The 13,872-nt window shown below is 45.7% G+C and carries 7 protein-coding genes; 1 reads left to right on the forward strand and 6 read right to left on the reverse strand.

Annotated features, from left to right (window positions below; genetic code table 11):
* Nucleotides 1–47: 47 nt before the first annotated feature.
* The 6 genes from G9Q97_RS07335 to G9Q97_RS07360 all read right to left on the reverse strand — a co-directional run bounded on the left by G9Q97_RS07335 (nt 48) and on the right by G9Q97_RS07360 (nt 11,170).
* The gene (locus G9Q97_RS07335) at nt 48–959 is read right to left on the reverse strand and encodes a DUF4249 domain-containing protein (protein ID WP_166144749.1); all 912 of its coding nucleotides are present in this window, start codon (nt 957–959) and stop codon (nt 48–50) included.
* Between the two features lie 3 nt (nt 960–962).
* A complete protein-coding gene (locus tag G9Q97_RS07340; RefSeq protein WP_166144753.1) occupies nt 963–3,311 on the reverse strand; it encodes a TonB-dependent receptor in 2,349 nt (782 codons plus the stop codon).
* A gap of 331 nt (nt 3,312–3,642) precedes the next feature.
* The gene (locus tag G9Q97_RS07345) at nt 3,643–5,421 is read right to left on the reverse strand and encodes a sodium:solute symporter family protein (protein ID WP_166144756.1); all 1,779 of its coding nucleotides are present in this window, start codon (nt 5,419–5,421) and stop codon (nt 3,643–3,645) included.
* Between the two features lie 328 nt (nt 5,422–5,749).
* Nucleotides 5,750–6,667 carry a dihydrodipicolinate synthase family protein gene (locus tag G9Q97_RS07350; protein WP_166144759.1) on the reverse strand — a complete coding sequence of 306 codons (918 nt, stop codon included), beginning with the start codon at nt 6,665–6,667 and terminating at the stop codon, nt 5,750–5,752.
* 347 nt (nt 6,668–7,014) lie between these two features.
* Nucleotides 7,015–8,463, reverse strand: a complete 1,449-nt coding sequence (locus tag G9Q97_RS07355; RefSeq protein WP_166144762.1) for a sulfatase family protein — start codon at nt 8,461–8,463, stop codon at nt 7,015–7,017.
* 265 nt (nt 8,464–8,728) lie between these two features.
* Entirely contained in the window at nt 8,729–11,170 is a 2,442-nt protein-coding gene (locus G9Q97_RS07360; RefSeq protein WP_246255477.1) for an alpha-L-rhamnosidase, read from the reverse strand.
* A gap of 800 nt (nt 11,171–11,970) precedes the next feature.
* Here G9Q97_RS07360 and G9Q97_RS07365 point away from each other — a divergent pair.
* Entirely contained in the window at nt 11,971–13,725 is a 1,755-nt protein-coding gene (locus tag G9Q97_RS07365) for a hypothetical protein (RefSeq protein ID WP_246255478.1), read from the forward strand.
* Nucleotides 13,726–13,872 lie beyond the last annotated feature (147 nt).

The following is a 13,872-nucleotide window of genomic DNA, read 5'->3' on the forward strand; positions in this document are numbered from 1 at the left end:
TTAATCTGAGTAATCTGTGGTGCACTTTTTTAACCAACCTCAGCCCATCACTCCTCCATTCTCTTTACCGAAATACTCTCTCCCATAACGATACCTATCCCATTCGAGATATTGGAATAAACCTGCACCGGCTGGGCAAAAGGATCACCATCGTTCCACCATTGCAGGCCGTAGGTAGAATGAAACAGGTAATAATTCCTCGTCACCGCTTTCAGGGTAAATGACACTTCGCCATCCATTTCTTCAGTAAAATAGGAGCCATTGATAAACAAATCGATTTTCGCCTCAGCGCCATCAAATAATTTGTCATCAATCAACAACTCCCCATCCGTATTGAAATCTTTTTCATAACTTGGATTTTTAGGCTCTAGGTAAAGGGGATAATTTTCTTCGTAATATACCAAATTGCCCTCCTGATCGGTGTAAGTATATGTTCTGTAATAGTGCGCTGAAATTTCATAGTAGTTTTCCCCTGCAGGATCATCAAAAATCAATTGAATATCATCTCTTGAGGACCAGGAATCCACCTGTACCTGACCTTGATAAACGAGGTTTTTGATGGGAACGATAGTCGGAATAATTTCAGTGGCAGTGACCGGCTCATATCCCGCTACCAGCACTTCGATCTTGTATTCATTCCCCTCAGAAATCATGTGGTCAAGACTGATATACTCTCCGGTCGCTTCATCAAAACTGAGCGGGTAAGTTTCCCCCTGATGGATCAGCTTTACCTCAGCATCCCTGATGGGTTCAAACTCCCAATTGTTATCCAGAATGTGTTTGCTGTAGGTTACCCGCACTTTAGGAAAGGTATTGTTTGCCAGGCTGGAATTAACCGTAACCTGGGGCTTCTCAAACGGAATATCAATATCCACCGTGGTCTCACAGGAGGAATAGACAAAAACCACCCCAAGGATCATCAGGAATCGGGAAATATTTAATTTATTTGGAACGGCCATATATTAGAATTTAAAACTATAGGAAAAAGAAGGAATCACGGGAAAAAGGCTGTATTGCATCACTTTCCGGTTGCCCTGATTGTCACTGCCCAGGTCCATAAAGAATGGGTTCATGCGGTTGTATACATTATAAATGCCCAGGGTCCATTTTCTTTCCCCCCATCTCTTGGTTTTCCACCAGCTAAAACTCAAATCCAAACGGTGGTAATCCCTGTTTCTGAAATTATTTCTGCTTTCGTAATATTCCACATTGGGCCTGGAAAACCCTCCATACCTGCTTATCTCCAATCCCTCGTACCGCTGCGTCGGGAGAGAAACCGCATTGCCGGTACCATAGACCCAGGCCAGGGAAAAATCCTTGTTGTCCTTCCACTCATGGGTAAGGGCAAAACTCACATCATGCCTGCGGTCATACTTGTAAGGAAACCATTCCCCAAAATTAACCTCATCAAATCTCCTCTCCGTATTGGAAAGGGTATATCCCAACCATCCGGAAATCCTTCCTACTTTACGCTGAACCAGGAATTCCGCCCCATAGCTCCTTCCCTCTCCTACGGCTACCTTGTCCTGCCAATCCTCATCCAGGTTGAGGTAGGTGGCTCCATCCTTGTACTCAATCAGTCCATCCATGGTCTTGTAGTAAGCTTCCAGCGTTATTTCAAAGCCCTTGAAATTACGTACCCCACCCAAAGCTACCTGCATGGCTTCCTGGGGGCCGATATTTGGGGTGGCGGGCACCCACAAATCTGTTGGCAAGCCCAGTCCCGCATTGGTCAACAGGTGAATAAACTGGGTCATGGTCACAAAGGAAGCCTTCAAAGATGTACTGGAATTGACCAGGTATCGGGCAGCAATCCTGGGCTGCAGGCTATTGTAGTGTTGGTCTTCGGTAAGGAAACCGGAATAATGAAGCCCCAGGTTGGCCTTTAACCTGGAACTGAGATTGATATCATCCTCTGCATACAAGGCATACTCCATGGAGTTGAGTTCATCCGCACCCAAGCGCAGGTCATTTTCCGCTTCGGTGCTTTTGCTGGCATACACTCCCGGAGAAAATTTATGGAAAATCACATTGGTACCAAATCGGAAATAATGGTCTGGGTTGGGGATATAGTCGAAATCAGATTTGACTGCCCAATCCCGGATGCCTGAGAAATATCGATCTGAATAAAAATTGGTTTCGTTTACCCCGGCACCTGTGATTTTCTCCTCGTAATTACTGAAAAGGTCAAACTTATACCTGCTATGGGTAAAGGTGTGGTTACTGAACAAACGGCTGTTGATCACATTATTCCAGCGCAGTGCGGTGATAAAATTGCCCCATTTCAGGCCAAACTCTTCATCGTAATCCGTCCTTTCATTGTTATTGACATAGAAGTCCTTGTATTTGGAATACGCCTTGTCATCTCCGGAATAAACGCTCAGGTACAGCCTGTTTTTATCGTTGACAATATGGTTGATCTTGCCGTTCAGGTCATAAAAATAATAACCCACATTTTCATTGCCCGAGGTAGCGGCCTTGATGATGGGCCTGGCCAAAAGATCCAGGTAAGTCCTTCTGGCCGAAAATATAAAGGAAGTCTGGTCTTTTTTGATAGGGCCTTCCACGGTCACTTTGGAGGCTATCAATCCAATGGAGCCCTCTCCTTTGAATTCCTGCATATTGCCTTCCTTCATGCTCACGTCAATCACAGAAGACAATCTGCCTCCATACCTGGAAGGAAAGCCTCCCTTGATCAACTCCACATTGTTGATGGCATCGGCATTGAAGATAGAGAAGAAACCAAACAGGTGGGAGGCATTGTACACCGGCACTCCATCCAGCAGGATCAGGTTTTGGTCCGGCCCTCCACCCCTGACATACAGGCCGCTTCCCCCTTCGGTGCCCGACTGTACTCCGGGCAGCAGCTGCAATACTTTAAACACATCTACCTCTCCCATCAGGGCCGGCAATTCCTTGATCTGTTTGATGGGAACGTTAATGGAACTCATCCGGCTCACTTCCTGGATCTGGTCCATTTCCGAGGCAGAGACCACCACTTCCTGCAGGTTGCCATCTGGCATCAAGTCTACATTGATCACTGTATCTTTGATTGCCTTTATGCTGATATGCTGCGTTTGAAAGCCAACAAAACTAAAAAACAAATCCAGACTGTCACTGGAAGTCGTGTAGCTGTAGAAACCAAAGTGGTTGGCTACGGTACCTTTTTGCGAGATTTTATCATAAATATTCGCACCTATCAGGTGTTCGCCAGTACCTTCTTCTGTGATGGTGCCGCTTATAGTTATTTTCTGAGCCAGACCAGGTAGGTTCAAACCAAAAAGGAAAAGTATAAAAATTAAATTCTTCATGTGATCAACACCCTAAATTAACAAAACAATAACCTGAAAATTTTTGCAAATTTAATTGAATTAACTAAAATCAAATTAATCTTTGAAAATAATTAATTTTCCCCCACTCATCTACAGCAGGACACTTTCCTTCAATGAAATGCTTTACCGTTGACGGGCAAGTCACCCTTGGATCATTTTCGAATCCGTACCAGATGTAACCCCTCTCTATATTGGACGAAGGGAAAAGTTATTGTGCTACAAGACTTTCAATTTTTCAGTAAATAATATGGGTGCAGCATATCTTTACCGGAACATCGACGCTCACTTACCTTTTTGCATCCATTTGGCACTATTGAAACCTTTTCCTCAGGAAGAACACCGCACCGAAACCCAGGCCGGCGAGCAGCATCAACGCCAAGCCCTGCCCCGGATTTCCCAACAAAAAACTACCGGTGCCAAACAAAAAGGCATAAACGCCGGTAATACCTGCAGCAAAGGCCAATACCGCCGCCTGAAAGTCAAAATACCCAAAAGCAGCTGCCTGCTCCTCCTTTTCCTTCATCCATCCGTAAACCCTCTTCCATCCCGGACCAGGGGCATTTGTTTTGCGGACAAAGGCCTTCAACACCCCTCTATCCGTAGCAGGTGTCAGAAGTGCTACCAGGATCCAGCTGGCTGTGGTAATCAGGATACCTGTGATCAACTCCGCCGAATTGGATAGGGGAACAAAAAAATAATCGTGAATAAAAGCAAAATACAGGGCTATCAGAAAGGAAACGGCCATGGCCACAATCTCACTGAGGGCATTGATCCGCCACCAATACCACCTCAAGATATAAATCAATCCAGTACCTGCTCCAATCTGTAACAAAATACCAAAAGTCTGCAGAGCATTTTCCAACTGCAGGGCCACATAACCTCCCAATACCATGATCAGTACCGTAGAAAGCCGGCCTATAGCAATCAGGTGTTTTTGTGAAGCTGTGGGACGAATAAACCTCAGGTAAAAATCATTGACCACATAAGAAGAACCCAGGTTGAGCATGGTAGACAGGGTGGACATGTAGGCGGCCACCAAAGAAGTCACCACCAGGCCCATAATCCCCACAGGCATAAAGGACAGCATGGCCGGATAAGCCAGATCATCCTGAACTATCGAAGGATCGACAAGGGGAAAAGCCAACTGTAAGGCCTCCAAATCAGGGAAAACAATGATGCTGCACAAAGCCACAATGATCCAGGGCCAGGGCCTGATGGCATAATGGACAATAGTAAATAACATGACCGAAGAAAGGGCATTTTTCTCGTCCTTCGCAGCCAGCATCCGCTGCACGATAAAGCCGCCTCCTCCCGGCTCCGATCCAGGATACCAAACCGACCACCATTGGATAAACAGGGGGATCAAAAATGCCGCCAGGAATACATCCTTATTGGAAAAATCAGGTATAAAGTCCAGCTTTGGCATTACCATTTCATGATTGACCAAATTTTCCAAACCCCCGACTGCAGGATGATTGACCGCTACCCAGGCTGCGGCAATAGCTCCTCCCAAAGAAAGCATAAATTGTATAAAATCCGTAAACACCACTCCCCTTAGCCCTCCCAGGGAACTGTAAATTACCGTGACAAGGCCCGAAACCATCAGCGTGGCCATTGGGCTGATACCCAGCAATACCGTCCCGATTTTGATTGCAGCCAGGGATACTCCTGAAATGATGACGATATTAAAGAATACACCCAGGTAGATGGCACGGAATCCCCTGAGAAAAGAAGCTGCCTTTCCGCTGTACCTCAATTCATAAAATTCAATATCCGTCAAAACGCCCGACCGTTTCCAGAGTTTGGCAAAGAAAAATACGGTGAGCATGCCCGTCAGCAAAAAACTCCACCATACCCAGTTGCCTGAAATGCCATTCTTCCGGACAATATCGGTTACCAGATTAGGGGTATCCGTGGAAAAGGTGGTGGCCACCATGGAAGTACCCAAAACCCACCAGGGCAAGTTGCCTCCGGCTTTAAAAAACTCATTGATGTTTTTGGCGGACTTCCTGGAACTATACAAGCCTATCCCCAAAGAAAGGATGAAAAACGAAACCAGGATCAGCCAATCTACCCCTTGTAATAACATGATGGAAAGTTAAGGGTTAATGGTTAAAAAAATATCAGGAAGAACCATAAAACAACCATATTTGCTGATGTGCTGATTTGAAGATCTGCTGATTTGAAGATTTGAGGATGTGCCGATGTGGGGATATGCTGATGTACTGATGCTGGATGTGAGGATGATTTGATTTCCTTGGTATATTCCTTATTGGATTCCCTTTTCAAAACCATGAACGACATATAAAGGATTATAAGGTTTGGGTTAGAGCCATTAAAATAATCTGTAACAATCCGTGGACATCTGTGGTAAATTAATAATGCCCACTTATATGTTCTTATATCCCTTATATGGTTCACCTCTTTTTCGCCCTAATTCCTTCTTCGAGTTTAATTACTCGCTGGATTAACCCTTCTGCTGTTTTTTGATGGTAGCTGTCAAAAGTAATGCGGGAATGGCGTATATGAGTTGTAGGGTAAATTCCCTGATGGTGAAGCAGCCGTTTGAAAAAATGAATGGAAATCTCCAGGTGCTGATTGGAAAAAGCCAGGACCGGAAGGATGTTTTCGAAAAGCTCCACCGCCTCATTGGTTTTCCCTTGCGTCCAAAGTTGGAAAATCTCCGTATAGATCCAATGCATGCCAGTGGGCATAAAAGCATGAACTCCCCTTTCCAAACCTTCGATCAGCTGGGTTACAGCCCATCCCCCGCTGACATTCAAAAGCCCATTGGTCAAAGAAAGCATCCTGGAATATTTGTACCCGGCCGGAACGGTTTCGATCTTCAGGCATCGGAATGCCTCCACGCTGTCGAATAATTCGCAAATAAGGCTTTCAGGCAGCCCATAACCAGTGGCATCCCAATCCTGCAACATGATCATTTCTGCGTCGGTCGCGGCCAGTCGAAAAAAATCAGCTTTAAATTGCAACTCGTTTTGATAGGGGATTTGAAAAAGCACCTGCCTACAGCCCAGATCAATGTAAGATTTTAACAAGGATTTCGCTTTTACCAGGTCTGTTTCACCTGCACCGGCAATCACAGGAACGGCCTGATTGACTACTTCCAAAACGGTTTCTACCATTTTGATCCGTTCTGGATGGGAAAGAGCGTATACTTCTGCAGCCAAGGCAGGCAGCAGAAACCCGGCCACACCCGCATTCATTGCCTGCTGTACATTCTTTCTTAGGGCCACAAAATCAATGGTTCCATCGGTTTTGAAGGGCGTATTTAAAACCGTTACGATGCCAAAAAGCGGATACAGTGTTTTGTTCATGTTGTCCATATTTAAAAGCAGGAAATATAAGGTGTATTAGAGCTTTACATTATTTTTCCCAAGTTAAAGGTTAACGGTATGGAAATGAAGAAAATATCACGCCCCTACAGGGCTCAGGACGAGTCAAATTGCAGATAAATCTACCCTTACGCCTCTTATATGCCCTTCTATTCCTTATATGGTTCCTTTTTTTAAACCATATAAGGCATGTAAGGGAATATAAGGTTTGGGTTAGGTCCTGAAAAAAATCTGTGAAAATCTGTGTCCATCTGTGGTGAATAAAAAATGCCTCCCCTGATTATTCCCATCCTTATAGCTCTTATATGCCCTTATATGATTCACTCTATTCATAAAAACCCCTCCTCGAATTCACCCGCCAAATGATCATCGGTTCGTTTCATTTCCCGGAGAAGTTGGGCTTTCAAACCGTTGGCGATTTCCTGATAAGCAGGATCATCCATCAGGTTATTAAGTCCATCGGGGTCCTTTGAAAAATCATAGAGCTCTTCAGGAACCCGGTACTCGTACATCTTCAGGCGATCGGCCACGGCTTCATCCCTTGGTGCCGCTTCCACCATGGCGGAATAGGTCCTGCCGCTGGCAGCATCTCCACGGATTTTGTGCTCCCCATCGCTCCAGAAATTTACAATGTACCCATAGTCCCCCTCCTGTACGCAGCGCATGGAATAATCAATGCCCGCAAAAATCCGGTGAAATTCTGTAAATACCCGGGTCCTGCTTTTCTGGGTTTTGCCCTTTAATACAGGAAGAAAAGAGGATCCATCCATATCCGGCACTACCGGTAAGTGAAGTGCGTGAAGCACAGTAGGCATAAAATCTATTCCTGAAATAAAATGGGTACTGTCCACTTTTTCTTCAGGGACCACCCCCGGCCATCGTACAATCCAGGGGGTTTTGTTGCTGTTCAGGTAACAATTAGACTTGGCAAAGGGCAGTGCCATGCCATTATCACTGATAAACATGACCATGGTATTTTCTGCCATGCCGGAATCATCAAGCGCCTGCATCAAAGCGCCAACGGTCTGGTCCAGGCGGTAAACCGAGGTGTAATACTCCGCTATTTCCCGCCTGATCTCGGGCAGGTCTGGCAGAAATTCCGGCACCCTGACCTCCTCCGGGTGGATGGTTCGGGTAACAACCGGCAAGTCATCTCCCCACAACCTTTCTTCCTGCTCACTACCCGCAAAGGGTCGGTGGGGGTCATGGCTATTGGCCATTAGAAAAAAGGGCTTGTCTTCCTTTTTGGATTTGCTGAAAAATTCCATGGCATGCTGGTAATACAGATCCGGATCCCTGCCGATTCCAAGTCCCGAGGAAAGGTCTCCCTCCCGGATATAATAATCCCAATTGAATTTGTCGGTGGGCTTCAGGTGTATTTCCTTACCCAAAATCCCATTCAGGTACCCTGCTTTGGTAAGCTGTTCCTGCAGGGTAGGAACAGCCCTGTCTATGGGATTGAAGGCCAGTGCACCATTGGTATGGGGATACCTGCCTGTCATGATGGATTGGCGGGAGGGTTGGCAAACGGCGATATTCACAAATGCATTGGTAAAACGCATGCCCTCTCCGGCCAGCTTGTCCAGGTTTGGGGTAATGTCTGGTACCGTACAACCGTAAACTCCCACTGAATTGTAATTCAGGTCATCTGCTGTGATCAACAAAACGTTGGTTGGATTGTAATCCGTTTGTTTTTTTTCAACAGGGTCACCGCAGGAAAAAATCACCCAACTTAGTAATACAACCAAGGGAAAATTGATAGTTGATTTTTTAGGCATATTTGTAGATTTTTAATGTTTGATATATTTTACGAAATAAATCCCCCTTGCCCCCTTTTAAGGGGGATTTTGGTTTCGTTATCCTTTCAATGACCATTTCAGCCGAAATACTGTTTGGCCGAACCAAGGCCAAAGAACCAGTCCTAGTACCCTATTTCAGCAATTCTCCCTTGAAGCCTAAATTCTTCTTGACCACATGACCATTTTCTCTAACACACTTAAACCGAACTCAAGTAGCCAGAAATGACAATATCATTATAATCCATTAGCTGGAAATGCGAATGGTGTATTCGCCTTCTTCCAGTTCAAAATTGCCGCTTGCCAGACCTTTCACGTTTTCCGGATTAAAATCCCCCACTCTTTTCTCAATTGACAAATTTTGATCAATTCCCATCAACAAAGAGACTTTTGCCTTACTGCCATTGGGGATTTTTATTTCATAGGTGATGGACCCATCAAGCCCTTTTTTCCAATTAGATTTGATTTCACCATGGGGTGAATGGTAGTTGCTGGCCATGGAATCCAGCTCATCCGGCACGCTGGGTGCCAGTACAAATACCTTAAATCCGGGATTTTCGGGGTCCGGTCGGATTCCACCAAGCCAGCGATAAAACCACTCGGTCACCGTACCAAACATGGGATGACTATTGGTAAAGGTATTGTCACTTTCCTTCCAGGTTTCCCAAATGCTGGTCGCTCCTCTATCGATCATATGGCCCCAACCCGGATATTGGGTACTGTTTACGATAGCATAAACCTCATTGATTGAAGCATGCTTTGAGAGGGTTTCCAAAACGTATTTGGTCCCAAAAATACCCGTATTGAAATGGCCAGAAGGTCCGTTTTGAACTGCCTGCACCAGAGAATCCCTGGCAGCCTCCAGGTCCTCTTCAGGAATTATATCGTGGTAAAGCAAGGTAGCAAACAGGGTTTGCTTATTAATTTCTTCTGTTACCGGCTGCTCCCAAAAGGCCGCCCTGATCTGATTTTTCAGGTTTTCTGCCAATGCTCCGAAACGCTCCTCATTTTGCTTATCCCCCATCTTTGCGGCAAATGTTTTCATAATACGGGCACATTGCAGGTAATGTGTGGTACCGGTCAATTGTACCGGCACGGGCTCCAGGGACTCATGGTCACTCAGTCCACTTTCTGCCAGACCATCAGGATGGATCCTGGCCACTTTTTCCATCCATTGAAGGTTTCGCTCATACAACTCTTCCACCAGATCCGTATCATTGTAATACAAATACAGGTAATACTGGGTGATCAGGTAGGCTGATTCCCAGCTGATACCACAATATTTGATCCCGGCATAGGGAGCCGTATCCACAAAAGTTGAATCATTCATCGCATCCACCCAATCATATACCGTTTTTGTGTAAAATTCCTGCATGTCAAAATTGTAAATAAAGGATTCATTGGTAGCATTGAGGTCTCCCCCATAGCCAAATTTCTCCCTGACGGCACAGTCAGATTGCACACTTACCAAATTGGAAAGAAAGGTCCTTTTTACGGCATCCTGAATATCATTGAGCAGGGCATTGGAACTGGTAAAACTATTTTTGTCCGGAACGTCTGAATAGATGAACAAGCCCTGCACATCAGAGAGGGCGGGCTGCTCTTTCAAGCCGTCTATCTCCATGTAGCGGTAAGTTCTATAAACAAAATCCGGTGTAAAAAAGGCTTCTTTATTAGCTGAAACATAACTATCCGTTTGCCAGGCTATGGGAGGGGCACCCGGGCCTCCTATGCCCTCCCGCTTGATTTGCCCTACCACAGTGGTCATCGGATTCAATGTTCCATCGTCGTATATCCGTTCTCCAAACCTGAAGGTAATGGTATCCCCCGCATGTGGCGGAATTCTTATCCTGTAGGTCCCCGTAAAATTTACCCCCATGTCCACCATGTGTTTCCCATTGGAAAGGGTAGAAACGGCTTTGGGTTGGATTTCCTCCATGATCCTGACTGGAGGAAAAAAGGCGGGTTGTAGTTCGCCTCCCGGGCCTTCTCCCACCTGGGCAGCTTGCCAGGATGCATCTATAAAGCCGGGCCGATCCCATCCTTCCTTTTGCTTTCCCTGGTCGTACATGGCACCGATGTAAACACTGTTTTTCACAAGCGGGCCATAGCCGTAAGTCCAGGAAGCGTCCGTTTTTATTTCATTTGTTTCCCCGTTTGGATAATAGATTACAAGTCTGGCCGTAAAAGTAGGCTTGCCAACCGTAAGGTCTACCCGGGGGTTTCTCCTTCCCCATTTCCTCAAGGGTAGCGGATTATAAAACCCATTCCCCAGGATGACTCCCAGGCAATTATTTCCTTCCGTTAGTTGTGAGGTTAAGTCGTAGGTGGTATAGTAAATCCTCTTGCTATAATCGGTCCATGCGGGATCCAGAACGTTTTTCCCGATGGGCTGCCCATTCAGCGAAGCCTTGTAGTAGCCCGCTGCGGTAATGAACAGGCGGGCACTATCAATTTTTTCCGCCAGGGTAAATTCCCTGCGGAAAAGTGGTGCGGGGCGGGGCAAATAAAAAAGGGAGTCCTCCTCAGGCAGTTTTTCTGCTACCTGTATCCATTCAGCCGCAGAATCCTCGCAAAGTCCACAGTCCTGCATGTCTTTTTGGGATTCCTGACAGGATATCGCAAGGAAAGGCAACATGAACCAAGAACGGCCAATTGTTTTAGTTATCATCGATTGTATCTCCTTCATTGTTCTCTTTTTTTATCCTTCAGAATACTTTTTTTGGATGGGCAGTCCAGATGCAATAAGGGAATAAAGTTACAGTCTTTGCACGAGTTACTACTCAAGCATCTTAGCCAAAAAATATGATATGTTAACGATGACTACGCTGGGTTCAAGAATTTTCCTCAGCTGTCAATAAAATGCATATTTCGCGTAAAAACCTTGTAGTTATGTTTACGGTTTATGCCAGAAAGTATGCTTTCATGGGCAAGGGGTTAATTCCGAACAAGATAAACTTCAAAACAATCAGACCAATATTCTTGCACAACTCCCTCAGTATGCCGTTTCTGGTCAAAACAGCATGGCACATGCAGATGAAATCGAGCCTGCCTGAGGCAGACAGGCATGAGGAGAGTGTCACACATGGGGATGATCATCCATCATGCGAAGATTCCCGGTCCGACTGGCATCAACCGGGCGGGCACCCCGATAAACCGGGGCAAGTTATGATCATTAAAAATCAAATTATAAACAGATAAAATGCTTCATCGGCTTGTGTTTCTTGAAATGGGGTTCGGTACCTGCCTGTTCAACAACGCTTTTTGAAAATTTCCTTCCGGACCAGGGATAAAAGTTGGGCGATAGATAGGATGTCCGGACAAAAAATTATTCCTAACTTACTTTCGATTGCGATTCTTGGTAGAAACAACACCAGAGAAAAGAGGGGAGAGCTCCGAACAGCTTCCTATCTTTACTTTTGCCATTTTCTTTGATTGGATTATTTCTGGTCTTTTCGATCTTGAACGACATGATATCAAATGACTGAAATGAAAAAAAATACATTGTACAAGGATCTTTCCGAATTGTTGCCCATGACGTTTTTTAAAATGGCCAGGTCTTTTTTTTGGTTGAAGCGTACGGAAGATTTCAGAATAACATCCTTAATAGCCTGTTCTCTCCTCTTCTTAGTTGCTACTGTTGCAAGCGCACAGGATGCTGAGTATAGCACTAAAGAAGGCACGATCCGAAAGGCAAATGTTGGCGGTTACATGATTACTCAAAGGGAAAAGGTTGATGAATCATACAATGCAGGCTACTCCATGTATGCAGCGGCCTGGCCGTTATTAAGGGAATATCCAGGAAGGAGTTTTCAATCAGGCTTGTTTGGTACCTGGATGCACCCGCAGTATGACGGGCCCTTGCCGGTAGAAAAGTTGTATACGGATATTGAAGGAGGCCTGGGATGGTGGCGTGATACAGAGTATGCTACAACAACGCCTAAATTTATAATGGGCGGCGTGCAACTCAATTTTGCCGGATGGGCTAACGGTCCCGGGGCTGGTAGAGGAAGGGACTGGAGCGACCCGAAAGGGAAATACGGCGTAGCTCAACTGAGTCCATGGCTACTGTGGCCTCCGGATGGCCTGAACCTCAAACAAGGCACCAGTGGTGAGTTGTTTGGCAGTGGATACCTGCCTTTGCCACTCACAGAGCCAAAAACTACCACAGCAGGTGAAGCTGTTTCTACCGGCAATCAATGCTGGACCTTATTTCTAAACACCGGTAATTTTAAAGGCCCCGTGGCATTCTTCACCCCTTATTTCTGGACTCAGGCATCGGTTGAAGATCCCCGTCTGAATGGACTATTTTTAGATCAACGTCCCTCTGAACCTAATAAGGCTTTTCAAATGGAAACCCAGCATATTCACTCCTATGAAGCCACTGATTCCAACGGCCAAACGTATGCCCGTATGGCTCCGACGCAATATCCGGTAGGGCCAGATGGTAACTCGGATCTCCTTCACCGCCTGATGGTCTATAAAAAGGAGGCCCTTTGGGACGCTGTAGAAGCATGGTTTGCCGGAGGCGATCCTGTTGATGGTATAATAAACGTGGAGCATGCAACCATGCAAAAGTTTAACAAAGGTGTCAGATCAAACTGGAAGTTTTACGGAGAGCATATTCCCAAGAACAAACGTGCCTTAATGAATATTACTTCCTACATGGACGCAAATGTCACTGATTCGGCTACCTTACGGGTTCGCTGGGAAGGAGACCTGATTACAAAAAGAAAAACAAATGGCCATATCCTGATCACACTTCCCGAATACTATAAAATGGAGAACTCCAGCGAGGACGATATTGGGCAATGGGTGGCAGTGGCTCCGAAAGAAGTCCCTTCTGAAACCGGACTCCATGAGGTCAGCTTTAACAGGGCTGAAGATGACAGGTCCTCCCTTACCTATGTTACACCTGAGGAGGAAGAAAGCAGCTGGAAAAATCCGGGCCCGGCAGCAGGGCCTTTCAAGACGAAGCTGGGAGATGGCAGTACCCTTACCTATTATTGGTATAGATTTGCCGACCAACCTGCTTTGCTTAATGCCGACATGAGTAAAGCAGCACGTGAAGAAATGCAAAGAAGGGTAGAACTACTGCACAAGCATTGGAAAAAAGACCAGGAATACCTGCCTCCACCGTTGATAGGAGAGCTGGCTGATATCGATCCGGCTTTGATCGTCAGTCCACCGGCGGGTATGGAGGTAGGCTATGTGCCTATAGTCACCAGACAGGGATTGGAATAATCGGTCCATTCGAAACCAACACCCACCTTGAAATTACCGAAGGATTGGTAGATCGCCTGATCGAATTGGGTAAGCCATTTGATTACATGGCCTATCCCAATCGGAACAATGGTCTGAGTTAGGGTAAGGGTACTTCGTTACATTTGA

Origin of the sequence: Cyclobacterium plantarum, from assembly GCF_011290685.1 — a bacterium.
GTDB classification, from domain to species: domain Bacteria; phylum Bacteroidota; class Bacteroidia; order Cytophagales; family Cyclobacteriaceae; genus Cyclobacterium; species Cyclobacterium plantarum.